The following is a 24,219-nucleotide window of genomic DNA, read 5'->3' as shown; positions in this document are numbered from 1 at the left end:
CCGGCCGGGTGCTGGACGGGACGCCCCGGCACGGTCACCACGTGATCTTCTCCTCCTTGGCCCGCTCTGCGGTCGGCGGGACGCCGTACCGGGGCAGGGCCAGCTGCATGATGTCGGTCGCCGCCGGAGCCGCCCCGCTGGTGCCGGTGTCGCTGCTCTTGGGGTTGTCGACCACGACGTAGGTGATCAACTCGGGATCGTTGATCGGCGCGGCCGACACATAGGAGACGGTGTAGCCGTTGTAGCAGCCGCAGGCCGGGTCGTAGCGCTGCGCGGTGCCGGTCTTGCCGCCGCTCTGGTAGTGGTCGACGGCGAGCTTGCCGGATCCGTGATCGACGACGGCCTGCATCAGGTCCCGCATCTGGTCGGAGGTCTCCGGCGAGATCACCCGGCGCGGCGGGGCCTTGGTCAGCGGCACCGGCTGGCCGGTCTGGTCGGTGGCGCCCTTGATCACCGTCGGCTGGTGGTAGACACCGCCGTTGATCAGCGCCGCGATCGCCGCCGCCTCCTGCACCGCGGTGACCGACAGGCCCTGACCGAACGCGATCTGGTCCCGGGTGTAGTCCTTCATGTCGGCCGGCGGCAGGTGACCGGCGGCCTCGCCGGCGATCTCGATCCCGGTCTTCTTGCCCAGCCCGAACAGGGCGAGATAGTCCCGCAGCTTCGCCTTGTCCATCTGCCGGGCCAGCATGATCGTGCCGATGTTGGACGACTTCGCGATCACGCCGCGCATCAGCAGGTCGATCTCGCCGTGCGCGAACGCGTCCTTGATCAGGCCGCCACCGGATTCGAGTCGCTCCGGAATGGTCAGCTTGGTCTCGGGATCGGCGATCCCGGCTTCGATCAGCGCGGCGGCGGTGAGCAACTTCTCCACGCTGCCGGGCTCGTACGCGGCGGAGACGGCCCGGTTGCCGCGGTCCTCCGGGGCGGCGTCCCCCGGCTTCGACGCGTCGTAGTTCGGGTAGTTGGCCAGCGCCAGGATCTCGCCGGTCTTCACGTTCATGGTGATCGCGGTGCCGGTGTCGCCGCCGACCTTCTGCACCTGCTGGGCCAGCCGGCGCTCCACCGTCCATTGCAGTTCGGCGTCGATGGTCAGCTGGTAGTCGGTGCCGTCGACCGCCGGATTGATCTTGCTCTCACCGAGCGGGATCCTGCTGCCGTTCGGCGCCATCTCGAAGATCTCCTGACCCTCGACACCGGCCAGCTGCTTGTCCAGGGAGCGCTCCAGGCCGGCCACACCCTCGCCCGCGCCGTTGACGAAGCCGACCACGCCGGCCGCCACCGATCCGGCCGGGTAGACCCGGATCGGGTCGCTCTCCCGGAACACGCCGTACAGCTTCTTCTCGGTCAGCTCGGCCGCCAGCGCCAGGTAGGTCGTCGCCGGCACCTTCTTGGCCAGATAGACGAAGCGCGTGTCCGGCTTGTTCAGCCGGCTGAGCAGCGTCGCCCGGTCGAGCTCCAGATGGTTCAGGATCACCTCGGCGAACTGGGCCGCCCGGGTCGGGTTCTTCGCGGTGTTCGAGGTCAGGGTCGGATCGGCGGTCACCGCGACCGCGGGCTGGGTGGTCGCCAGCACCGAGCCGTTCCGGTCGACCAGGTCACCCCGGGTCGGCAGCAGCGGCAGCTTGGCGGTGAACTGGTCGGCTCCGGCGGCGTACGCGGCGGAGTCGAAGCCCTGCAACTGGAGCAGCCGGCCGGCGCACAGCGAGAGCGCGATCGCCATCGCGACCAGCACGATCCGCAGTCGCCGCGGGCTGTTGCCGAGCGCCACCCGGCGGATCGGATGACGGACCTTCTTCTTGGCCGGCCGGGCCGCGGTCCGGGCGGCGACCGCGCGCTGCTTCCGTTCCGCTCCGGGCCGGAGCTTGCGGGTGCCGGTCGAGGCCGGGGCCGACGTCGTGCGCCGGGCCCGGGGGCGGCGTTCGTCGGCGGCCATCAGTTCTCACCCTCCTGGCGCTGCTGGTCCTGTTCGCGTTCCTGCTCGCGTTGCTGCTCGCGCTGCCGCTCGGCCTCCGCCTCGGCGCGCTTCTTCGCCTCCTTCGCGGCCTGCTTGGCCTCCTTCTCGGCCCGCTCCGCCGCGAGCTCCGCCGGCGTCTTGACCACGATGCCCGGCACCTCGTCGCCGTCGACCCGCTTCGGGTCACCCTCGATCGTGCCCTCCGGCAGCCGCAGGATGACCGGGTACGGATTCGGCCGCAGCCCAAGGGCCGAGGCGCGCTCGGCCAGCTCCTGCGGGGCGGCGGTCTTGTCCAGCTTGGTCTCCAACTCGACCTGCCGGTACGCCAACTCGGACTCCTGCCGCTGCAGCTGACGGGTCTCGAACGCCTGGCCCTGCAGCGACGTGTTCAACATCAACAACCCGGCCAGGCCGAGCCCGAGCACGCCGATCAACACCACCAGGAACGGCATCGGCGCCAGCCGCGGCGGGTCCTGCCGCGCCGGCACGGTGCGCAGCCGCTTCCGTTCGGTGGAGTCGGACTCACCGCCCGACGGTGCCAGTAGTGCGCTCACGCCGCCTTCTCCCCCATTCCTTGACTCCCGCCTGTCGCGCCCCCGGGCTTCGTGCCCCCGAGCTCCGAGCGCTCGATCTTCATCGCCGCCCGCAGCCGGGCCGAGGCCGCGCGCGGATTGAGCTCGACCTCGGCCGGTTCCGGTCGTTCCGCCCCCCGGGTGAGCAGGGTCAGCTCCGGCCGCAACTCGTCCGGCACCACCGGCAGGCCGCGCGGCGCCCGGTCGGTCGCGCCGGCGGCGAACGTCCGCTTCACCATCCGGTCCTCCAACGAGTGGTACGCCAGCACCGCGATCCGGCCGCCGGGCGCGAGCGCGGTCACCGCCGCGGGCAGCGCCGCCTCGAGCGCGGCGAGCTCGGCGTTGACCTCGATCCGCAGCGCCTGGAACGTCCGCTTGGCCGGGTGGCCGCCGGTCTTGGCCGACTTGGCCGGGATCGCCCGCTGCAGCAGGGTGACCAGCCGGGCCGAGGTGGTGAACGGCTCGGTCGTCCGCTCGGTGACGATCCGCCGGGCGATCCGGTCGGCGAAGCGTTCCTCGCCGTAGACGCGCAGGATCCGGGTCAGCTCGGCGACGTCGTACGTGTTCAGCACGTCGGCCGCGGTGAGCGGCTGGTCCTGGCCCATCCGCATGTCCAGCGGCGCGTCGACGGCGTACGCGAACCCGCGCTCGGCCCGGTCGATCTGCAGCGAGGACAGGCCGAGGTCGAACAGGATCGCCCGGACCGTGCTCAGCCCGGCATCGGCCAGGACCTCGGGCAGTTCGTCGTACACGGCGCGGATCAGGCGCACCCGGTCGCCGTACCGGCTCAGCCGACGGGTCGCCTCGGCCAGCGCCTCGGGGTCGCGGTCGAGCCCGATCAGCCGGGCGGCCGGGCAGGCGTCGAGCAGCGCGGCCGAGTGGCCGCCGAGCCCGGTGGTGCAGTCGACGAACACCGGCTGCGGATCGTCCGGCGTCGGCCCCAGGGCCGGCGCCAGCAATTCGACGATCCGGCCGAGCAGGACGGGAACATGGCGGGGCTCTTCGCTCATCCGTACCGCCCGCGGAGGTGAGCAGGGCTGGCTGACCGGACCACGATCTCGATCAGCCTCATCTCGACCCCCACTGTGCGTTTGCTGTTCCGTCCACGTTCGGCCGGCAAGCAGGCGGCTCGTGTCGGCAGGTTTCAACCCGAGATCCGCGGGAAGTGCTACCTGGCACCGGGGAAGGTGCGCCAGGGAGCCGGATCGTCGGGTTGAAGCCTGGAGACACGAGCTCGCTGCTTCTCATCGACCGCTTATTCAGTTCTCACAGCTCGGTGGTGCGTGGGTCCTGCTCCTTCTCGGGCGGCTCGCGGTTACAAGCCCGGGAAGACCTCGTCGTTCATCTCGGCGAAAGCCGTCTCCTGTTCGCCCGCGTAGGACTCCCAGGCCGCGGCATCCCAGACCTCCACCCGATTCATCGCCCCCACCACCACGCAGTCCTTGTCCAGGCCCGCGTACGTCCGCAGATGCGGCGGGATGGTGATCCGCCCTTGCTTGTCCGGCGTCTCGTCCGAGGCACCGGAGGCCAGCATCCGTTGGTAGTCGCGCACCTGCTTACTGCTGGAGGGGGCATTCCTCAGGGCTTGGGTCTGCTCGATGAACGTCGCGACGGGCCAGATCGCCAGGCATCGATCCTGCGCTCGGGTGATCACCAGTCCGTCCGCCAGTTCATCTCGAAACTTCGCCGGGAGGATCAGTCGGCCCTTCTCGTCGAGCTTCGGAGTGTGGGTGCCGAGAAACACGGCGACCACCTCCTGGCTCCACAATCAGCCCGATCTGCTCCACTTTCCGCCACCATACTCCACTTCACTCCACTTGGCACCCTTTTCGCCCCAACCTCCCCCCATCCGTGTCCCCACCGCCCGGCGGCCGTACGATCCCGAAACCGGTCCACGGTCACCGGAAGGGCGAATCACCGCGTATGGTCATCGTGGGAACTTCCTCCCATTGACACCTTGTGCCGCTTTGGCGCGCTGCCGATGAGACGGTCGACCTAAGACACGGAGGACAGGTGACCTTGAGCTACGCCAGAACCGGAGACGGTTCGTATTCCCTCACTGATGTTGTGCGCGTGATGGGCGAGGTCCGCGAGGCCATCGAGGGAATCATCGAGGGCAAGCGCAGCGCCGTTGACCTGGCGCTCGTCGTGCTGCTCGCCGAAGGCCACCTGCTGGTGGAGGACGTGCCCGGCGTCGGCAAGACGATGCTGGCGAAGGCCCTCGGCCGGTCGATCGACTGCACGGTGCGCCGGGTGCAGTTCACCCCGGACCTGCTGCCCTCCGACATCACCGGGGTCTCGGTCTTCAACCAGGAGACCCGGGACTTCGAGTTCAAGCCGGGCGGCATCTTCGCCAACATCGTCGTCGGCGACGAGATCAACCGGGCCTCGCCGAAGACCCAGTCGGCGCTGCTGGAGTCGATGGAAGAGCGACAGGTCAGTGTCGACGGCACCACCTATCTGCTCGAGACGCCGTTCATGGTGGTGGCGACCCAGAACCCGATCGAGATGGAGGGCACCTATCCCCTCCCCGAGGCGCAGCGGGACCGGTTCATGGCCCGGATCCAGATGGGCTACCCGACGCCGAACGCCGAGTTGGACATGCTCGACTCACACGGGTCGTCGGATCCGCTGGCCGATCTGCGGCCGGTCACCGACGGCCTCACCGTGCGCGGGCTGATCACGGCGGTCCGTGGCGTGTACGTCTCCCAGTCGGTGAAGCAGTACATCGTCGCCGTCGTCAACGCGACCCGGAACACCCGGGATCTGCGGATCGGCGCGTCGCCCCGGGCCAGCCTGCAGCTGCTCCGCGCCAGCCGCGCCTTCGCCGCGCTGTCCGGCCGGGACTACGTCACCCCGGACGACGTCGGCACCCTCGCCGTGTCCGTCCTCGCCCACCGGGTGCTGCCGTCGACCGACGCCCAGCTGGCCCGGCGGACCGTGGCCGACATCATCTCCACCGCCGTCTCCTCGGTGCACATCCCGGATCGCAATCCGGCCGAGGCACCGACCCGGACGGAACGGCGGCGCGACCGGCAGAACGCGCCGGCCCGCCAGGCCTGACTCGCGACACTGAAGAGGAGTCGGGGTGCACGGCACGAAATTCTGGCAACTGCTCACCGGCCGCGGCCGGATCTTCACCGTCGTCGGGGTGATCGTGACCCTGGTCGGGGTGGTCAGCGACCAGCGCGACATCATGCGGCTCGGCCTGCTGTTGCTGGTGCTGCCGATCCTGGCCGCCATCCTGGTCGCCCGGACCCGGCTGCGACTGTCCTGCGAACGGTCGGTCGAGCCGGCCCAGGTCGCGCTCGGCTCACCGATGCGAGGCCGGATCGTCCTCGGTCAGCAGGGCCGGCTGCCGATCGGCATCCTGATGTTGGAGGACGCGGTGCCGCGCGAGCTGGGCAACCGGCCGCGCTTCCTGATCGACCGGGCCACGCTGAACTGGCGCCGTGAGGTGGAGTATCCGCTGCTCGGGCGGGTGCGCGGGCGGTTTCGTACCGGGCCGCTGATGGTGCGCACCACGGACCCGTTCGGGCTGGTCCGGATGGACCGGCAGTTCGTCGCCTCCAGCGAGGTGATGGTGACGCCCGACATCGTTCCGCTGCCGCCGCTGCGGGCGGCCGGCGGCGCCGGCAGCACCGGCGAAGCGCAGCCGCACCGGATCGGCGTGGTCGGCGCCGACGACGCGCTGATCCGGGAGTACCGGCACGGCGACGACGTCCGCCGGGTGCACTGGCGGTCGACCGCGCGCCGGGATCAGCTGATGGTGCGCCGCGAGGAACAGGCCTGGGATCCGAGCGCCAGCATCCTGCTCGACTCCCGCGACTCGGCCCACGCCGGCCGCGGCATGCACAACTCGATCGAATGGGCGATCTCGGCCGCCGGCTCGGTGGCCACCCACTTCCTGGACACCGGGTTCAGCGTCGAGATCTTCGACGCCGGCGGGCCGCTGCACATCAGCGGCGCTATGGGCCAGCACAGTTCGGCCAGCAAGCAACTGGTGGTGGAGCGGCTGACCGACCTGCGGCCGCGATCGACCCGGTCGCTGCACTACGCGGTCGAGTCGGCGAACGCCGACCGGCCCGGGCAGTTGATCGTCGCCATCCTCGGCCGGCTCACCCCGGCCGACGCCGAGGTGCTGCTCCGGGTCCGCGGCAGCCGGGCCCGCGGCCTGGCCATCGTCCTGGACGTCGCCACGTTCGCCGGCGAGGAGGAGGACGAGCGGCGCAAGGAGGCGGCCGACCTGGCCCGGAAGGTGCTACTGGACAACCAGTGGCGGGTGGTGCAGGCGGACCGGACGACCTCGGTCGGCGACGCCTGGGCCGGCCTGAACGAGCTGAGCCGGGTGGGATGATGCGCGCCACCGATCGCAGCACCGTCGCGGTGACCATCGCCGTCCTGTTGGCGTCCCTGACCATCCGGCCGTTGACCAGCGACGGCCGCTATCTGGTCCTCGGCTGGCTGCTGGTGCTCACCCTCGGGCTGATCACCCTGCTGCTGCGCCGCGCCCGGCTGGGCCCGACCGCCGTGTTCGCGATCCAGGTCGCCGTGCTCGGGCTGGCCCTGAGCATGCTCACCTGGTCGATGAACGAGTCGACCTCGGCCACCTGGTACGGCGGGTTGGCTGAGCAGTGGCAGTCCGGGATCACGCACATGCAGACCCAGTCGTCGCCGATGGAGCCGAACGACGGCGTGACGTTGATCTTCGTCACCGCGGTCGGCATCGTGATGGTGCTGACCGACCTGCTGGTCGGCGGCGTCGGCCGGCCGGGCTGGGCCTTCGCCCCGCCGACCGCGCTGTATCTGGTGCCGGCCCTCGGGCTGACCCAGGACGCCTCGATCATCAGCTTCGGGCTGGTCGCCGTCGGCTACCTGGCGATCTTGATCGCCGACGGGCTGAACGCCAACGCCCGCTGGACCCGTGGGTTGTCCCTCGACTCGTCCGAGACGATGGGCGCCGCCGCGCCGGTGGTCTGGCGGGCGGCCGGCTATCTGGCCGTGCCGGCGTTGATCATCACCGTGATCGCGTCGTTGGTGGTGCCGACCCTGTCGGTGTCCGGGATCGGTTTCGGTCGCGGCCCCGGCGGCAACGGTCCGCTGCAACTGGGCGATCCGACCCTCGACCTGCGCCGGAACCTGACCCAGGCCGCGGAGCGGCCGGTGATCAAATACCGGTCGGTGACCGAGTCCAACCGTCAGTCCGGCACCTACCTGCGGCTGACCACGCTGCCCCAGTTCGGCAACGCCGGCTGGTCCCCGGTGCAGATCCAGGTCACCCCGGGCGACCGGCTGGGCCAGATCCCCGGCGTCACCACCGAGCCGGCGCCGCGCCGGCAGACCTCGATCACGGTCACCGACGGCTTCGAGTCGGAGTATCTGCCGGCCCCGTATGCGCCGCGCAGCTTCAACGCCGACGGCGCCTGGGGATTCGACCCCGGTGCGTTGTCGATCCTGGCGATGGGCAGCGAGGACGTACGACGGCGCCAGGTGGCCGGGCTGAGCTATTCGGTGGAGAGCGTCGACATCGCGCCGACCAGTGAGCAACTGTCGCTGGCGGCCGCCGGCACGCCGCAGGACTCCGCGATCACGACCACGGTCCCGGACGATCTGCCGCAGAGCCTGAGGGACCTGACCGCCGAGGTGACCGAGGACTCGTCGTCGGCCTTCGAACGGGCCACCGCGATCCAGGCGTTCCTGCGCAGCGGGCAGTTCCGTTACGACACCCGGCCGCTGCCCGGCAGCGGCTATCAGGCGTTGGAGAACTTCCTGCTCCGGGACAAGCGCGGCTATTGCGAGCAGTTCGCCGGAGCGATGGCGATGATGGCGCGGGTGGCGGGAATCCCGTCCCGGGTGACCATCGGCTTCCTGCCCGGCGACCGGAACAGCGACGGCACCTACACGGTGACCAATCACAAGATGCACGCCTGGCCGGAGCTGTACTTCTCGGGCTACGGCTGGGTCCGGTTCGAGCCGACGCCGGCCAGTCAGGCCGGCTCGGTGCCGGACTGGTCGGTGCCGCCGTCGGCCGGCAACGAGGGGCCGGACCCGACCACTGTGCCGTCCGAGCAGTCGACCTCCGGGCCGAACGAGCCGTCCGCCGGGCCGAGTCAGGCTCCGACCGACGGCCCGGTCGACCAGACCCAGGCCGGCAGCGATCCGTTGCAGGTCGTGGCGGGGATCGGCATCGGCCTGCTGGTGCTGCTGGTGCTGGCCGCGCCGGCCACGCTACGGATCCACCGCCGGACCAGCCGGTTGAGTGCGAACCAGGATGATCTTGATCGGGTCGAGGGTGCCTGGCGGGAGATCCGGGACACCATGGTCGATCTCGGTGGCCGCTGGCCGGAGGGGTCGCCGCGCCAGATCGGGGCCGGAGTCGCGGATCAGCTGGATCGAGATCAGGCCGACGGAATGACCAGCGTCGCGATTCTGGTGGAACGATCCCGCTATGCCCGATCGGCGCCCGACGAGCAGCTCGATGAATTGCCCGAAATCACCCGGACCGTGCGCTACGGGCTCGCCGAACCACAAAGCCGCTGGCGTCGATTCCTCGCCTTTTGGTTGCCACGTTCACTATTCCGTCGCCTTTAGCCCGGCCGGCGGCAAGACGGCCGGAAACCGGGCATCGGCGGGCCCTCGGTTGGACTCCGGTTCTGATCAAGTCGTCCGCATCCCTGGTCAGACGCCAGATCCGGGACCATGAAGGCGACACCGGTGACGTTTCCGACACTGGACGCTCAGCGGCCGGAAATGGAATACTTCGGAGCCGAGTGAGGGCCCGAATTCACCGAGGTAGGAAGGCGACTCCATGGCACGACGAGTTGAGATCACCCTGCAGGACGATCTCGATGGAACGGGCGCCGACGAGACCGTGACCTTTGCGCTCGACGGCGTGGATTACGAAATAGATCTGTCGACCGACAATGCCACGAAATTGCGCTCCGTCTTCGAGCCGTATGCCGAGAGGGCTCGCCGCACCGGAACTCGTCGCGGTGGCGTCTCCACCTTCGTCACCGCCCTGCCCCCGGCGAATTCGACCCTGCGGGCCTGGGGTCAGGCCCGCGGCTACCGGGTGCCGGATCGCGGCCGGATCCCGGCCGAGGTCAAGAAGGCGTACGCGGAGGCCGAGCAGGTCGAGGCGTCCAACGCCGGCTGACGGTCCGGCCGATCGGGGCCGCGGTTGATCACGATCGCCACTGACTACGACCGGACATGATCAAGGCCCGTTTCTTCAGCGGAAGAGACGGGCCTTGAGTCGGTCTGATGTTCGGGTCAGAAACCTTCGTCGCGCCGGCGCCGCCAGCGCTCCTCCATCTTGTCCATGAAGTTGCGGGTGCTGTCCGAACCCGACGGCTGAGGGGCGCGGAGCCGCTCCCCACCAGACTTGGGATCCGGGCCGGAGCCCACGTGCTGCCAGGCGTAGATCGCCGTGACGGCCGCAGCAACCATGATCACGAACCCGAGCACACTGAGGAACAAATAGGTCGACATTCCTGCGATCAGGAGTGCCAACCCGGCAAAGAACCCGACGCCCGCGAGCGCGGCCCGCCGGCGATGCACCCGACGCGGACCAGTGCCGCGCATGGTGTTAACCAGCTTCGGGTCTTCAGCAGCGAGGGCGGCTTCCATCTGCTCGAGGAGCCGCTGCTCTTCCTCTGAGAGGGCCACGTGGCCACCTCCGGCTTCCAAGCGCCAACGGCGCAACTTGTGCGGTCCTCACACCCTGGCCTGGCGTGAGCCTTAGGTCCCTAGTCTAGGCCCACCCTCAGCTCAGGAAAACCCACGGCACGACCCTCCGGTGATGCCCTGGCACCTGGTCCGGGATGGACCTGACCCCGACACTACCGTCGGGCGGCTCAAACCGCACCCACCGCGGGCACTGGGAGGTTCGTCACACTTGACCAGAATCCGGGCCGTCGCCCCCGGAACAAGGGGCGGATCGGTCGGGCCGGGCGGATCGGTCGGGGCGCAACAAGCCCAACGCGGCCGGGCCAGGACCGGAGCTGGCCGGGTCAGGGCCGTTCCCGGTCCGGCTGGCCCGGGTGCCCCATCGCCGCGACCCAGTTGCGTGGGGCGGCGAGCACGGCCCGCTGCACCGCCTTCGGGCCGAACTTGCCGACCGCGGCGTCGACGGCGCGCTCGGCCTCCCGCCAGCCGAACTCCGGATCGTCCAGGAACGGCTGGCGCTCCGCGCGGTCGGACCGGACCAGCCCGGCGACCTTGATCCCGACCCGGCGCACCCGGGCCCGGTCCAGCCCGAGCCGTTGATAGAGCGCCAGCGCGGCCGCGTAGATCTCGTCGGTGACATCGGTGGGGCTGGGCAGAGTGCTGGACCGGGACAGGGTGCGGAAGTCGGCGAACCGGACCGACAGCGTGACGGTCCGACCGAGGAAGCCGGCCCGGCGCATCCGTCGCGCCGTCTTCGCCGCCATCCGCAGCATCTCCCGGCGGACGACGGCGGGGTCCTCGGTATCGGCGCCGAACGTCTCCTGCGATCCGACCCCGCGCTCGACCACCCCGGGAACCACTCGGGTCCGGTCCCGGCCCCAGGCCAACTCGACCAGTTGATGGGACTGATGCGGGCCGAGGGTCTGGCGCAGCGCGCCGACCGGGGTCCGGGCGAGGTCGGCGATGGTCCGGATGCCGAGCCGGTGCAGCTTCTCCGCGGTCGGCTCCCCCACCCCGTACATCGTCTCCACCGCCAGCGGATGCAGGAAGTCGGCGACCCGCTGCGGCGGAACCTCGATCAGCCCGTCCGGCTTGGCGGCGCGGGAGGCCATCTTGGCCACGAACTTGGACGGACCGATGCCGACCGAGCAGGTGATCTGCTGCTCGTCGCAGACCACGGCCCGGACGTGCTCGCCGATCGCGTACGGGGAGCTGAACTGGTGCCGCGCGCTGGTCAGGTCGAGGTAGGCCTCGTCGATCGAGGCGGCCTCGACCACCGGGGTCACGGACTCGAAGACGGCAACGATCCCCTTGGCCACCGAGGAGAAGTCGTCGAAGGTCGGATCGATGAAGTTCAGCCGCGGGCAGAGTCGCTTGGCCCGCCCGGACGGCATCCCGGACCGGATCCCGAAGGCCCGGGCCTCGTAGTTCGCCGACAACACCACGCCACGCGGAGAGCCGCCGACCACGACCGGTGTGCCGCGCAGCTCGGGGCGCCGGCGCAGCGACACGGACGCGAAGAACGCGTCCATGTCGACGTGCATGATCACGGCCATCGGCCGCTCCCGGGGAGCGTGCCGAGCGAGCGCCCGGAAGGGTCGGTCAGGGGCGCCGGGCGGAGACGTGCAGTGCCGGCGCGATCGCCCGGAAGGCCGGGTCGGTGCTCAACTCGGTCTCCAGGGCGAGCAGCTCCGCGTACGCACCGGCCCCAGACTCCACCACCGCCTCGGCGACGTGGTCGGCCGCGGCCCCGATGCCGTGCTCCGCCACGATCTCCAGCCCAGCAGCGCGGACCAGCTCCAGGGTCGAGTCGTGATCGAAGCGGCTCCGGTCGGCCAGCACCTCGCGGGCCAGACCGATGTGGCCGGCCAGCGCATGGGAGAGCACCAGGGCGTGCCGCTGCGGCACCAGCAGGCTCAGCATGCCGCCGGACCGCAGCACGCCGGTGACCGAGGCCAGGGCATCGGCCGGATTGTCCACCACATCCAGCACCCGGTGGCAGAGCACCAGGTCGGCCGAGCCGGGCGGGACCAGGTCGGCCAGGTTGCCGGCGTCGCCCTGGAGTCCGTTGATCCGGTCGGCCAGGCCAAGCTCGGCGGTCCGGCGTTCGAGCGAGGCCAGAGCGTCCGGGCTGGGGTCGATGACCGTCACCCGGTGGCCGCGTTCGGCCAGAGCGGTCGCCACGCCGCCGGTGCCGCCGCCCAGGTCGATCACGGTGAGGGCCGCCGCGCCGTCGAGGTCGGCGAGCCGCGCCTCGAGGATCCGCAGCAGCAGCACCTGGGTCACCGGCCGGCGTCGACCGGAGCGGCCCGACCCGGTCGCCGGTCGGGGCGCCGAGCGCGATTCGGACTGTGCGGGCGCCGTGCCGTCCGACATGCAGTCCTCCTTCCGCCGCCGTACCCAGCGGACCGATGGCCGGCGGGGTCGGATCCGACCACCACCTCGCGTTCGACCGCAGCCTAGTGGCCGGGGACGGGCTCGGCGTCCTGGGCAGCGGCCGGATGGACCGGTCGGCGCCGGAAAGTGGCCCGGCCGATCGGACCGCGGCCGGCTGGGACCCGGACATGCCGACCCCCGTGCCGTGCCGGGACCCGGTCATGCCGACCCCCGCGCCGAGCCGGGACGACCCGGCCGCCGACCGGTCTGCGCCGCCAGCCGGGTGTGCAACTGCTGGTAGAACAGTCCGGCATCGCGGAGCAGATCGGCCGCCTCGCGCTCGGTGACGATCGAGGTCGCGCCGGACCGCACGGTCTCCCGCTTGGCCTCGGTCGCAGCGAAGAAGGCGGCCCACTCCCCGAACTCCGGGGCGACCGCGGTGACCAGCGACCACAGGTGACTCGGGAACCGGACCTGGGCCGAGCGGAGCCGGACGATCAGGGCGCCGATCCGCAGCGCAGCGAGATGGGCGGCCAGATAACGATCACTGGGCCGGTCGGCCAGCTCCGCCTCGAGCAGCGTGCTCTCGATGCGCTGCAGGTCGGCCCGCAGGGCAGCCGGAAGTCGATCATGGTCCGGCCGCGGGAAGGAGGTCGGCAGCGCCGGTTGTCGTCGCGGGTGGCTCGGGCCGCCGGGGTGCTGCTGACGAGCGGTCGGATCGCTGCCGGCCCGGGTCACTGGGCTGCTGGGACGGGTCGCGGAGCTGTTGGTCACGGAGTTGCTGACAAGGGCGACTGAATGGGGCATGGTTCGGCTGATCCTGGTGGGTTGGGCGGCCTGGTCGTTGAGGGACACAGTTCGGAGGTCTCGACCCGAGTTGATCGGCAGCCTTGGCGTGGACGGGGGTCGAGTCCATCCACGCCAAGGCGAGCCGGAGCGCGTGCCGCGAACACGTCGCCACTAGCCGAACCCGCGTCCGCGATCCTTCCCCAAGTATCGATATCGAACGCGTGTTCGAACAAGGATCAATCTACACCTGCCCACTGACAACGCGTCAAGAACAGAATCACCCCGCGTTTCCGCGGCCCCGGTGTGAGCATCCGCGGCGAGCGAATCGCGGCGGCCGCCGCATCGAGCAGGCGAGCCACGGACCTCGGCGCTCCGATCCGGATCTGATGCCCCACGACGCCTGAAGGCGTCGACGCTTCAGCTGCGCCCCGCCCGCCCTGCCAATGGCCGACCCAACAGCCACGCGACCCGTATGGGATTCGCGCGACTGCTGTAGTAGTCGCATCGACCGATACGGGTCGCGCGAACGACTCTCGCCGCCGCGCCGGCGGGCGATGGGCGAGGCGCGCGGGTCACGGTCGGCCTCCCGCGATTAGGCACACCCAGGACGAGGCAGGGCGCACCGGTGTCCCGCCGCTTCGAGGCTGGTGTGATCTCCCGCTGCACTTGTACCGCCGTCGTTTCAGCCGGCGCCCAACAACCGGTCGCCACGTCGGCGACGTCGCTGCAGAGTCGGCAGAGCGGCTCGAGCCGGAGGGCCCGGACTCGTCGCCCCATTGGACCAGCTTGGCGGCTTGCGGGACCAGCCCTCGTCGCAGTGGGGCCTGCGTCGGCTGGTGATGAGTCGGTCGCAGCATTGGATCCTTGGTTAATCACGTATGTGTATGACACACTAGGGCGTGGCAAAGGTCCGGATCACCGCAGGCGCTCGGAAGCATCGCATCGCGTCGAGCCGGATCATAGCCGCGCTGGACGGAGCCGAGCTGGTCGGCGCTGAAGGTGACCAGCTTCACTACGTTGGCGAGGATAAGCGCGGCATCGAGTTGCACATGGTCGTCGTGCCGGACGACAAGCGGCCCGGCGAGTGGGCCTGCATCCACGCCATGCCGACCTACTACCGGGCCGGTCACGATGACGACGAGGAGGGTGAGTGATGCCGACGTTCAACGAGATGCACGGCAAGCCTGAGCTGGACACCAGCGACGAGCCGTTCATGTACCACGGCGAGGAGCTCACGGACGCGCGATCGATCGAGCTCGGGGAGCAGGCCGCGGCTCATGCTCGCCGGAAGAACCTGATCCCGGGTCGCAAGTCTCTGTCGGGTGGAGCAACTCATTCCCCAGTGGTGCAGTTCCGGGTGCCGGCGCCGATGATCGAGGCGCTCGAGGAGCAAGCCGAACGAGAGGGCCTGTCGCGGTCGAAGCTGGCTCGGAAAGCCCTGGACGAGTACCTCGAGCGGCACGCCGGCTGATCTTCGGCCAGCCTGGAATGGCGAGCCGCTGGCCGACTCGTCAGCGACGCGACTCCTACAAGGCCACGCGAATGCTGTTTGGGTCGCGTCGACAGATACAGGTCGCGCGGGCGCTTTCGGCTGCCGTGACGGCGACCCCAGCCTCAGTCGCCCCAGCCCATCGAATACACCTCGAAGCCCGCGGCGCGGGAGACGCCGAGCCGGGTGCCGGCGGCGCGGGCCGGGCCCTCCAGGAACTCCTCCGGATCGAAGTGGTCCCAGCCGAGGCCGTCGATGTAGGCCTTGTGCGCCAGCAGGGACGCGACCCCACGGTCGAAGGTGGCGGTGGTGTCGACGGCGTGCCCCGCCTCGGGTGAGCCGGAGGCGAGCACCACCTTGACCCCGCCCCAGGGCTCGAGCCCGCCGGTGAGTTGATCATGGAAGATCCAGCGGTTGCCGGCGTCGCGGGCCGCGTCGATGACGGCCCGGCCGGTGGCGATGTGATCGGCCTGGTTGAGCGACCGGCCGCCCCAGGTGTCGCGGAAGTTGGCGGTGATCACCACGTCCGGCCGGAAGGCCCGGATGGTGCGGCAGATCGCGGCGCGCAAGGCGATCCCGTACTCGAGGACGCCGTCCGGCAGCCCCAGGAACTCGACCGAGTCGACGCCGACGAGCCGGGCCGACTCGACCTGTTCGGCCTCCCGGACTCGGCGGCACTCGTCCGGGGCGAGGCCGTCGATCCCGGCCTCGCCGCTGGTCACCATGACGTAGCCGATCTCCTTGCCCTGATCGGTCCAGCGGGCGATCGCCGCCGCCGCGCCGAATTCAAGATCATCCGGGTGGGCCACCACACACAGGCCGCGTTGCCACTGCTCGTCGACGTGCTCCAGGTCGGTCATGGCAGCAGGCTAGTGCCGCGTCGCCGAGCCCGTGTCCTGGCCGAACAGATCTAGGCCTTTCGGCGTCGATCCTGTCGGGCCTCGCGACACCGCTCCTCGGTGAGGTGGCGTCGGGCCCAGGCCATCAATTCCTCCAGTGCCGGCAGCAGCGCCTCGCCGGCCGGGGTCAGCCGATAGCCCACCGTGACCGGCGGCCCCTCCCGCACCGTGCGCTGCACCAGGCCGGCCCCCGCGAGCTCGGACAACCGGTCCGACAACACCGAGTCGCTGATCCCCGGGATCGACCGGCGCAACTCGGCGAAGCCGGCCGCGCCGTTCATCAGCGTGCCCAACAGGACCCCGTTCCACCGCTTGCCGAGGAACTGGAAGGCCCGGGCCAACGACTCGTCGCAGGTGTGCGCGTCGTGAGTCATCTCACCTGCCGAGGCCATACCGACCACTGTACCCGCCGAGCTATGATCCTCGATGGCACTTCTAATTACCTAGCGACTTGGAGATTACTATCATGACCGAGGTCCTGGAACCCACGCTCACCCGTCCGGTCGACGACGCGGCGCTGGCGACGCTCTTCACCGAGGCCCACACGATCAACTCCTTCGCGCCGACGCCGGTGACCGATGCGCAACTGGCCGAGATCTGGAACCTCGCGAAGTGGGCTCCGACGGCCGCCAACCTGCAGCCGCTGCGGGTCGTCTTCCCCCAGAGCCCGGACGCCCGGCAGCGCCTGGTGCGGCATCTGCACGAGGGCAACCGGGCCAAGACACTGGCGGCTCCGGCGGTGGCGCTGCTCGCGTTCGACAAGGACTTCCACGAGTTGGCGCCGCGGGTCGTCCCGGTGAAGCCGGAACTCCGCGACCAGTTGGCCGCCAACGACGATGCCCGTTACCAACTCGGCCGGTTCAACGGAGCTCTGCAGGCCGGCTACTTCATCCTGGCCGCGCGGGCCCTCGGCCTGGGCGCCGGCCCGATGGGCGGCTTCGATCCGGTCGGCCTGGACGCCGAGTTCTTCCCCGAGGGCGATCGGTCCTCGATCCTGGTCGTCAACCTCGGCCACCCCGCCGATACGGGCTCCTGGTACCCGCGGCTCCCCCGGCTCGAGCAGGCCGAGGTGCTGCGCTGGGAGTGATCATCCGGCCGGCCGGTGCGGTCGAAGCGGCCGGGTTCTGGTAGGACGGTGGCCATGCCGGACGCCGACCTCGACGTGATCATCGTCGGTGCCACAGCGGCCGGGATGGCGGCCGCCGCCCGGCTGGCCAAGGCCGGGCACCGGGTCGGCCTGGTCACCGAGGGACGGCCGCCGGGCGGCGTCTGGGCGGCCCGACCGCTCGCCGGCTCCCCCGGCCCGGCCCTGGTCGACGACGCGCCGGCGGTGATCACGCTGCCGGCGGCCTGGCGGGACCTGTTCCGCAAGAGCGGGCGGCCGATGGACGCCGAGCTGGCCCGCGCCGGCTGGGAGCTCGTCCCCGCCCCGCCGCCGATCCACCGCTTCCCCGACGGCACCGAGCTGACGCTGCCGACCGACCGCGGCGAACAGTTCGCCACCCTGAGCACCGCGTACGGCAGCACCGTGGCGGCCGCCTGGCGGGACCTGATCGACGACCTCGACCAGGTCTGGCAGGCGCTGCGCCCGCTCGGCCTCGAGTCGGAGCTGCACGGCCGGTTCCAGCTCACCCGGTCCATCGAGTCGATCATGAAACGGGGCCGGTCGCTGGAGCGGCTGGCCCGGGAGTTCGCTCACCCGGCGTTGGCCGCGATCATCACCGACCTGGCGTACCCGCTGGGATCGGACCCGACCTCGACGCCGGCCCACTGTGCCGTCGAGCTCTCGATGCTGCGCCGGTTCGGCCGCTGGACCGTCCGCCGCACCGACGGCGCCGAAGCCGGCCGCACCTCGGCCTTGATCGAGATCCTGACCGGCCGGCTGGCGACCCGGAAGGTGATCATGATCGACGACCCGGTGGCGGAGATCATGATCGACACCGCCGGCCGGGCGAGCGGAGTGATCACCGCCGCCGGCCCGGTGCGAGCGCGCTCGGTGATCGGCGCCGTCGATCCGCCACGGTTGTACGACGAGCTGCTCGGCCGGCTGCCGCTGCGGCCGCAGCGGGCGACCCTGGCCCGGCTGCGACCAGCCCTGGCCCCGACCGTCACGGCCCGTGCGGTGACCGGGGAAAGATCATCGGAGGTCCGGGAGCTGATCGAACACCGGCCCGGCACCGGTCCGCTGATCACGGTGCGCCGGCCGGCCGCCGAGACCATGATCGAGATCCGGTACGACTACGCCGCAACCCGGCCGGACTGGCGGCACGGGCTGGCCTGGCAGGGCTACGACAGCTGGCTGCTCCGGCCACCGATCCGCGGGCCGGTGCCGGGGCTCTATGTCGCCGGTCCGTTCTCGGCCGCCGGACCCGGTCTGTCCCAGACCCTGTTGTCCGGCGCCCTGGCCTCCTACGCCTGCCACGACGACCTGTTGACCTCCTCCGTGTCTTGAGGACGGATCGTTTGTAGACTGGGGTGTTTCGTCTTTCGGGTAAGGACACACCTTTGACTTCTTCGTCGACCTCCGCCGACCAGTCCGATCACGACGATCAGGACGCCCAGGCGGCACTCGTGGACCGTGAGATCGCGGTCGAGCAGGCACACGTCGACAAGGTCTATCAGCGGCTCGAGATCGCCTCCCGGTCGGCTCGGCTGGTCGCCGCCGAGGGCCGGTCGCTGTACCAGTCGGACCGCGGCAGCTACGTCCGGGAAGAGGACGGCACCGGGCTGCTGGAGCGCGACATCTTCGCCTTCCAATCGGCCAAGCGGATCGCCACCCTGGATGCCGAGCACGAGGGCCTGGTCTTCGGCCGGCTCGACCACGTCGACGCCGAGGCCCGCTACATCGGCCGGATCGGCGTCCGCGACGCCGAATACGAACCGCTGGTGATCGACTGGCGGGCCCCGGCCGCGGCGGCCTTCTACCGGGCCACCGCGTCCAACCCGATGCAGGTCACCCGCCGCCGGGTGTTGCGCTGCCGCGGCAGCGAGGTGATCGGCATCGAGGACGACCTGCTGGACGCCGAGCACGCCGGTGAGGAGCTGGTGGTGGTCGGCGAGGGCGCCCTGCTGGCCGCACTCAGCCGGGCCCGCGGCCACACCATGCGCGACATCGTCGCGACCATCCAGGCCGAGCAGGACGAGGCGATCCGCGCCCCGTGGCAGGGCTTCACCATGATCACCGGCGGCCCGGGCACCGGCAAGACCGTGGTCGCGCTGCACCGCGCCGCGTACCTGCTGTATTCGAACCGGCGCCGGTTCGAGTCCGGCGGTGTGCTGGTGGTCGGCCCGAGCCAGGTGTTCATGAACTACATCGAGCGGGTGCTGCCGTCGCTCGGTGAGGACTCGGTCACACTGCGCTCGATCGGCACCGTCCCGAACGATCTGCTCGACGTGACCGGACAGCGGCACGACTCGGCGCCGTTGTCGGCGATCAAGGGCAGCCTGCGGATGACCCGGGTGTTGCGCCGCCTGGTCACCGAGCCGCCGGCCGGGGTGCCGGACCGGTTGCAGCTGACGGTGGACGGCGTCGTCTACGCACTGGACGCGCCGGCCCTGACGCGGATCCGGACCGACGTGCTCGCCCACAACAAGCTCAACCAGGCCCGGAACGCGGCCGAGACCGCGCTGCTCACCGCGCTCTGGCGGCGGCGGCCACGGGAGGCCGATCTGGACCGGCCGGACTTCGACGACTCGGTCACCTCGACGGCCGCGTTCAGCACCTTCCTCCAGTCCTGGTGGCCGGATCTCGCGGCGCCGGCGGCGCTGGTCCGGCTGGCCGACCGAAGCCTGCTCGGCCGGGCGGCCGGATCGCAGCTCAGCGCGGCCGAACAGGACCTGCTCGCCGCCGACTACGCCCGGCTGGCCGCGGCGCCGTCGAGCCGGCGGGACTGGTCGGTCGCCGACAGCGCCCTGCTGGACGAGTTGGCGCAGCTGCTCGGACCGGTGCCGGAGCGGGAGGCGGTGGAGATCCCGCTGTTCCTGGAGAACGGCGAGGACGTGGCCGAGGTGTTCACCACGATGGAGCGGCTGGCCGACCGCCAGGAGCAGGATCCGTTCGCCACCCCGCACGACACGTACGCGCACATCCTGGTCGATGAGGCGCAGGACATCAGCCCGATGCAGTGGCGGATGCTCCGCCGCCGCGGCGGTAGCGCCAGCTGGACCATCGTCGGCGATCCGGCGCAGAGCTCCTGGCCGGATGCCGAGGAGACCGAGCGCGCGATGACCGAACTCGTCCGCACCGCACCGGTGCGCCGGTTCCGGATGAGCACCAACTACCGGAGCCCCGCGGAGGTGTTCGATCTCGCCGCCAAGGTCGTGGTCGGCTCGGTGCCGGACGCGGATCTGCCGACCGCGGTCCGCAAGGTCGGGCGCGAACCCGAGCTGCTGGTCGCCCGCCCCGCCCCGTTCACCACCGACGGCACCCTGGTCGACGCCGACAGCGGTTCGGCGGGCCTGGCGGACACTGTGATCACCGCCGCCCGCGAGTTGCTGGACGCCGTCGACGGCACGGTCGGCGTGATCGCGCCGCCATCCCGGCTGGCCGCGCTCCGGGAGTCGCTGATCGACGCGAAGTTGATCACCCGGGAAGATCATTCCGACAACGGGACGGCCCCGGACCGGTTGGTCCCGGTCACCCCGCTGGCCGCGAAGGGGCTCGAATACGACGGCGTGATCGTGGTCAGCCCGGACGACATCGTCGCCGAGTCCCCCGGCGGGGTGCGCGTCCTCTACGTCGCGCTGACCCGGGCGACCCAGCGGCTGGTCACCGTCGATGCCGGTCCGGACGCGGCTTGGCGGCGTTCGCTGGGCTGATCGTGGGGTACGTCACGTACTGCAGGGCTGGAATGAGTGAGCACTCACTCATATTCTGATGGAAGGTGTACGTCCTTCCGATCAGCGAGGTAACCAGCATGCACTTCGGCTTCCTGAGCTTCCCCGGCCACGGCCACATCAACCCGACCCTGCCGCTGGTCGAGGAGCTCCTCCGCCGCGGCCACCGGGTCAGTTACGCCGTCCAGCAGCCGTTCGCCGCGGCGGTCGAACGGGCCGGCGCCGACGTGGTTCTGGTGCCCGGCAACGGCGTCGCCGCGATGAGCGGGTTCGACCTGAAATCCGGCGCGATGGCCGAACGGCTCGGCGGCATGATCGAGGAATCCCTGGCCGGCTACGAGACGGTGATCGAGGCCTGGACGGCCGATCCGGTGGTGGCGATCTGCTACGACAAGATGATGATCACCGCACCGATGATCACCGAGCAGCTCGCCGTGCCGGGCATCGCGCTGAACCCGACCTATGCCGGCAACGAGGAGTTCGAGCCACGCCGGGAGATGCTCCGCCAGCTCGCCTTCGATGCTCGCGGCGCGGAGGTCGCCGCGACGATGAAGAGCACGATGGAATCGCTCGGCCGCACCCTGACCGAGTTCGCCGGCCGGCACGGCGTCCAGCCGCCGCGGCCGTTCGAGTCGACGCCGGCCGAGCTGAACCTCGTCTTCATCCCGAAGCGGTTCCAGCCGCAGGCGCAGACCTTCGACGACCGCTTCGTCTTCGTCGGCCCCGATCTCGGCGCCCGCGCCGACGAGGTCTGGCAACCGCGGCTGGCCGACCGGCCGCTGCTGTTCATCTCGCTGGGCACCGCGTTCAACGATCAGCCCGACTTCTTCCGCACCTGCCTGGAGGCCTTCGGCTCCGAGCCGTGGCAGGTGGCGATGGCGATCGGCGAGGCGATCACCGTCGATGATCTTGGTCCGGTGCCGGCCAACTTCGAGGTCCGGCCCTACTTCCCGCAGCCGGCCGTGCTGAAGCACGCCCAGGTCTTCCTCTCCCACGCCGGGATGAACTCGACCCTGGAGTCACTCGCCTCCGGGGTGCCGCTGGTGGCCGTGCCGCAGATGCCCGAGCAGGCCATGAATGCCTACCAGGTGGACGATCTCGGCCTCGGCCGCGCCCTCGACCCGACCATGATCACGGCCAAGCTGCTGCGCGAGACCGTTGCCGAGGTCGCCGCCGACCGCACCCTGCGGGCCCGGGTCGCCGCCTTCCGCGGGGAGCTCGCGGCCGCCGGTGGCGCGGTCGCCGGCGCCGACGCGATCGAGGCGCACCTCGAGGCCGTACGTCCGCTGAGTCTGCCGCTGGGGACGTAGTCCAGGAAGATCAGGAAGCGGCCGGCTGCAGCCGGGCGTAGATCTCCCGGGTCGCCAGCGAGCGGTTCATGGTGAGGAAGTGCAGACCGGGCGCGCCGCCGGCCAGCAGGTCGTGGCAGACCTCGGTGGCGATGTCGATGCCGACCTCCCGTACCTTCGCCGGATCCTCGCCCGCCCGCTCCAGCCGATCGACGACCGGCGCCGGCAGGTCGGCGCCGGACAGCTCGGCGAAGCGCTGGATCTGGCTCAGCCGGGTGACCGGCATGATGCCGGGGATGATCGGCAGCTCGCAGCCGAGCGAGCGGACCCGGTCGACCAGCTCGAAGTAGCGGCTCGGGGTGAAGAACAGCTGGGTGATCGCGAACGTCGCCCCGGCCCGCGCCTTCTCCACCAGCACCCGCGCATCGAGATCGGGATCGTGGTTCTCCGGGTGCAGGTCGGGGAAGGCGCCGACGCCGACGCAGAAATCGCCCAGGGAGCGGACCAGCTCGACCAGCTCGGTCGCGTTCCGCAACCCCTCCGGGTGCTGCACCCACGGCGCCGTCGGGCCGCCCGGCATGTCGCCGCGGATCGCCATCACGTGCCGGATCCCGGCGGCCGCATACCAGCCGATCACCCGGCGCAGCTGCTCCACCGGCTGGCTGGCGCAGGTCAGATGGGCCATCGTCCGCAGCGTGGTGTGCTGAGCGATCGCCTCGGTGATCTCGATCGTCCGCTCGCGGCTCGACCCGTTGGCGCCGTACGTGACCGAGACGAAATCGGGTCCCAGCGCCTCCAACCGGCGCACCGTCTGCCACAGCATCCGCCGTTGATCATCATCCTTCGGCGGGAACAGTTCGAAGGAGAACAAGGGGCCGCCCGGGGCCGCCAGCATCGCCTCGACCGTGGCATGGGAATCCGGCCGGCTGACGAGTCCGGCGGAATCGATCATGGGACCGAGTGGCATCAGGTCAGCCTAGTGTCCGAATCTCGCTCCCTGATCACCCATCTCACCCCGCGCCCCTCCCACGCCGAGTTGTCAGAACTGAGTTGTGCTATGACACAACTCAGTTCTGACAACTCGGTGGCTGGGGTGTGGATAACACCGGATTCGGCGGCCAGGGGCGGATTCCGTACGCTCGGAGCGTGGCACGCACCCAGCTCGAACCGGCCGTCCTCGATCCGGCCGACCCGCTCTCCCCCGCGTTCACCGACGCCGTCGCCGTCGTGCTGGACGAGTTCCTGGACGCGCAGCGGGACACGCTGGCCGCGATCGACCCGGCCCTCGCCCCGCTGCACGCGATGGCCCGGGACCTGCTCGCCGGCGGCAAGCGGATCCGGCCCGCGGGCACCGTCTGGGGTTACGTCGCCGCCGCCGGGCTGCCGGCCGACCGGGAGTTCGCACCGCTGCTCGCCGCGGCGGCGAGTCTCGATCTGCTGCACGTCAGTGCCCTGGTGCACGACGACGTGATGGACGGCTCCGACCTGCGCCGCGGCCGGCCCGCGGCACACCGGCAGTTCGAGCGGCTGCATGCCGAGCAGGGTCTGGTCGGTGCGGCCGAGACGTTCGGCCGGGCCGGCGCGATCCTGTACGGCGACCTGCTGCTGATCTGGTCCTCGGAACTGCTGCACCGCTCTGGTCTGCCGGCCGCCGCGCTCGGCCGGGCGCTACCGCTGCTGGAGTCGATGCGGACCGAGGTCACCGCCGGGCAGTATCTGGACATCCTGGCCCAATCCCGGCCGCTCTCCGCCCACGACCTGTCGACCGCGATCGAGACGGCCGAGCGGGTGGTCGAATACAAGTCGGCCAAATACACGGTCCAGCGGCCCTGCCAGTTCGGCGCCAGCCTCGGCGGCGCGGACGAGCGACTGCTCGACGTGCTGGCCCGCTACGGGTCGGCGCTCGGCCGCGCGTTCCAGTTCCGGGACGACCTGCTCGGCGTCTTCGGCGACGAACGGCTGACCGGCAAGCCCGCCGGAGATGATCTTCGCGAGGGCAAGCGCACCGTCCTGATCGCGCACACCCTGGCTGCCGCCGCGCCGGTCGCCCGGGGCCGGTTCACCGACCTGTTCGGCCGCTCCGATCTCGATCATGATCAGGTCGCCACGCTGCGGCAGATCATCGCCGACTCCGGTGCCCAGGACGCGGTCGAGACCATGATCAACTCCAGTCACGCCGAAGCCCTGGCCGCCCTCACCGACGCCCCGATCACCCCCGAAGGCAACCAAGCCCTCACCACCCTGGCCACCCTCGCCTCCCACCGCACCTCCTGACCCTCCGCCGACCCGTCACATCTGCGGGCGTTCTTGCGGCGTGTCGGCGCACTTGTGACGTGTCGATGGA

Annotated in this window: 22 protein-coding genes; 11 read left to right on the top strand and 11 right to left on the bottom strand. The window is 70.7% G+C overall.

Annotated features, from left to right (window positions below; all coding sequences use genetic code 11):
* Nucleotides 1–34: 34 nt before the first annotated feature.
* The 4 genes from FNH24_RS08420 to mraZ all read right to left on the bottom strand — a co-directional run bounded on the left by FNH24_RS08420 (nt 35) and on the right by mraZ (nt 4,273).
* Nucleotides 35–1,936, bottom strand: coding sequence for a peptidoglycan D,D-transpeptidase FtsI family protein (locus FNH24_RS08420; RefSeq protein WP_152361716.1), 1,902 nt, complete (start codon nt 1,934–1,936; stop codon nt 35–37).
* Complete coding sequence (gene ftsL, locus FNH24_RS08415) at nt 1,936–2,511, bottom strand: cell division protein FtsL (protein WP_152361715.1); 576 nt, start codon at nt 2,509–2,511, stop codon at nt 1,936–1,938. The genes FNH24_RS08420 and ftsL overlap by 1 nt, the downstream gene beginning before the upstream one ends.
* A complete protein-coding gene (rsmH, locus tag FNH24_RS08410) occupies nt 2,508–3,539 on the bottom strand; it encodes a 16S rRNA (cytosine(1402)-N(4))-methyltransferase RsmH (protein WP_152361714.1) in 1,032 nt (343 codons plus the stop codon). Before rsmH ends, ftsL begins: the two co-directional genes overlap by 4 nt.
* 305 nt (nt 3,540–3,844) lie before the next feature.
* Nucleotides 3,845–4,273: a division/cell wall cluster transcriptional repressor MraZ gene (gene mraZ / locus FNH24_RS08405; RefSeq protein ID WP_152361799.1), complete on the bottom strand. Its 429-nt coding sequence runs from the start codon at nt 4,271–4,273 to the stop codon at nt 3,845–3,847.
* A gap of 332 nt (nt 4,274–4,605) precedes the next feature.
* On the opposite strand from mraZ, the gene FNH24_RS08400 reads away from it, so the two are divergent.
* The 4 genes from FNH24_RS08400 to FNH24_RS08385 all read left to right on the top strand — a co-directional run bounded on the left by FNH24_RS08400 (nt 4,606) and on the right by FNH24_RS08385 (nt 9,685).
* Entirely contained in the window at nt 4,606–5,592 is a 987-nt protein-coding gene (locus tag FNH24_RS08400; protein WP_152361713.1) for an AAA family ATPase, read from the top strand.
* 25 nt (nt 5,593–5,617) lie between these two features.
* On the top strand, nt 5,618–6,886 hold the full coding sequence (locus tag FNH24_RS08395; RefSeq protein ID WP_152361712.1) for a DUF58 domain-containing protein: 1,269 nt from the start codon (nt 5,618–5,620) through the stop codon (nt 6,884–6,886).
* Nucleotides 6,883–9,120, top strand: coding sequence for a transglutaminaseTgpA domain-containing protein (locus FNH24_RS08390; protein WP_152361711.1), 2,238 nt, complete (start codon nt 6,883–6,885; stop codon nt 9,118–9,120). The genes FNH24_RS08395 and FNH24_RS08390 overlap by 4 nt, the downstream gene beginning before the upstream one ends.
* Before the next feature lie 217 nt (nt 9,121–9,337).
* Nucleotides 9,338–9,685 (top strand): histone-like nucleoid-structuring protein Lsr2, encoded by a 348-nt coding sequence (locus FNH24_RS08385; protein ID WP_152361710.1) that lies wholly within the window; start codon nt 9,338–9,340, stop codon nt 9,683–9,685.
* A gap of 116 nt (nt 9,686–9,801) precedes the next feature.
* Here FNH24_RS08385 and FNH24_RS08380 read toward each other — a convergent pair whose 3' ends face one another.
* From FNH24_RS08380 to FNH24_RS08365, 4 genes are all read right to left on the bottom strand, one after another.
* A complete protein-coding gene (locus FNH24_RS08380) occupies nt 9,802–10,197 on the bottom strand; it encodes a DUF3040 domain-containing protein (protein ID WP_152361709.1) in 396 nt (131 codons plus the stop codon).
* Between the two features lie 344 nt (nt 10,198–10,541).
* Nucleotides 10,542–11,753, bottom strand: coding sequence for a DNA polymerase IV (gene dinB / locus FNH24_RS08375; RefSeq protein WP_152361708.1), 1,212 nt, complete (start codon nt 11,751–11,753; stop codon nt 10,542–10,544).
* Between the two features lie 46 nt (nt 11,754–11,799).
* On the bottom strand, nt 11,800–12,573 hold the full coding sequence (locus tag FNH24_RS08370) for a methyltransferase domain-containing protein (protein WP_152361707.1): 774 nt from the start codon (nt 12,571–12,573) through the stop codon (nt 11,800–11,802).
* Between the two features lie 219 nt (nt 12,574–12,792).
* A complete protein-coding gene (locus FNH24_RS08365) occupies nt 12,793–13,380 on the bottom strand; it encodes an SAV_6107 family HEPN domain-containing protein (protein ID WP_152361706.1) in 588 nt (195 codons plus the stop codon).
* Between the two features lie 881 nt (nt 13,381–14,261).
* Here FNH24_RS08365 and FNH24_RS08360 point away from each other — a divergent pair.
* Nucleotides 14,262–14,516 (top strand): hypothetical protein, encoded by a 255-nt coding sequence (locus FNH24_RS08360; protein ID WP_152361705.1) that lies wholly within the window; start codon nt 14,262–14,264, stop codon nt 14,514–14,516.
* Nucleotides 14,516–14,833: a ribbon-helix-helix protein, CopG family gene (locus tag FNH24_RS08355; RefSeq protein WP_152361704.1), complete on the top strand. Its 318-nt coding sequence runs from the start codon at nt 14,516–14,518 to the stop codon at nt 14,831–14,833. The genes FNH24_RS08360 and FNH24_RS08355 overlap by 1 nt, the downstream gene beginning before the upstream one ends.
* Nucleotides 14,834–14,976: 143 nt before the next feature.
* Here the strand turns inward: FNH24_RS08355 and FNH24_RS08350 are convergent, their stop codons facing one another.
* A complete protein-coding gene (locus FNH24_RS08350) occupies nt 14,977–15,711 on the bottom strand; it encodes a PIG-L deacetylase family protein (RefSeq protein ID WP_152361703.1) in 735 nt (244 codons plus the stop codon).
* Nucleotides 15,712–15,761: 50 nt separating this feature from the next.
* Complete coding sequence (locus FNH24_RS08345; RefSeq protein WP_152361702.1) at nt 15,762–16,142, bottom strand: winged helix-turn-helix transcriptional regulator; 381 nt, start codon at nt 16,140–16,142, stop codon at nt 15,762–15,764.
* A 74-nt stretch (nt 16,143–16,216) separates the two neighbouring features.
* On the opposite strand from FNH24_RS08345, the gene FNH24_RS08340 reads away from it, so the two are divergent.
* The 4 genes from FNH24_RS08340 (at nt 16,217) to FNH24_RS08325 (ending at nt 21,896) form a co-directional block, all read left to right on the top strand.
* Entirely contained in the window at nt 16,217–16,837 is a 621-nt protein-coding gene (locus FNH24_RS08340) for a malonic semialdehyde reductase (RefSeq protein ID WP_152361701.1), read from the top strand.
* A 54-nt stretch (nt 16,838–16,891) separates the two neighbouring features.
* Entirely contained in the window at nt 16,892–18,202 is a 1,311-nt protein-coding gene (locus FNH24_RS08335; protein WP_152361700.1) for an FAD-dependent oxidoreductase, read from the top strand.
* A 119-nt stretch (nt 18,203–18,321) separates the two neighbouring features.
* Complete coding sequence (locus FNH24_RS08330; RefSeq protein WP_425486883.1) at nt 18,322–20,568, top strand: HelD family protein; 2,247 nt, start codon at nt 18,322–18,324, stop codon at nt 20,566–20,568.
* A 65-nt stretch (nt 20,569–20,633) separates the two neighbouring features.
* Nucleotides 20,634–21,896 carry a macrolide family glycosyltransferase gene (locus FNH24_RS08325; protein WP_217428105.1) on the top strand — a complete coding sequence of 421 codons (1,263 nt, stop codon included), beginning with the start codon at nt 20,634–20,636 and terminating at the stop codon, nt 21,894–21,896.
* Between the two features lie 10 nt (nt 21,897–21,906).
* Here the strand turns inward: FNH24_RS08325 and metF are convergent, their stop codons facing one another.
* Nucleotides 21,907–22,842 carry a methylenetetrahydrofolate reductase [NAD(P)H] gene (metF, locus tag FNH24_RS08320; protein ID WP_246186808.1) on the bottom strand — a complete coding sequence of 312 codons (936 nt, stop codon included), beginning with the start codon at nt 22,840–22,842 and terminating at the stop codon, nt 21,907–21,909.
* A gap of 179 nt (nt 22,843–23,021) precedes the next feature.
* Between metF and FNH24_RS08315 the strand changes: the two genes are divergently transcribed.
* A complete protein-coding gene (locus tag FNH24_RS08315; protein ID WP_152361698.1) occupies nt 23,022–24,149 on the top strand; it encodes a polyprenyl synthetase family protein in 1,128 nt (375 codons plus the stop codon).
* Nucleotides 24,150–24,219 lie beyond the last annotated feature (70 nt).

The sequence above is a fragment of the Microlunatus speluncae genome (genome assembly GCF_009299835.1).
Taxonomy (GTDB): Bacteria; Actinomycetota; Actinomycetes; order Propionibacteriales; family Propionibacteriaceae; genus Microlunatus; species Microlunatus speluncae.
The sequence above is the reverse complement of the archived record's forward strand: the minus strand, read 5'-3'. Positions and strand labels throughout refer to the sequence as shown.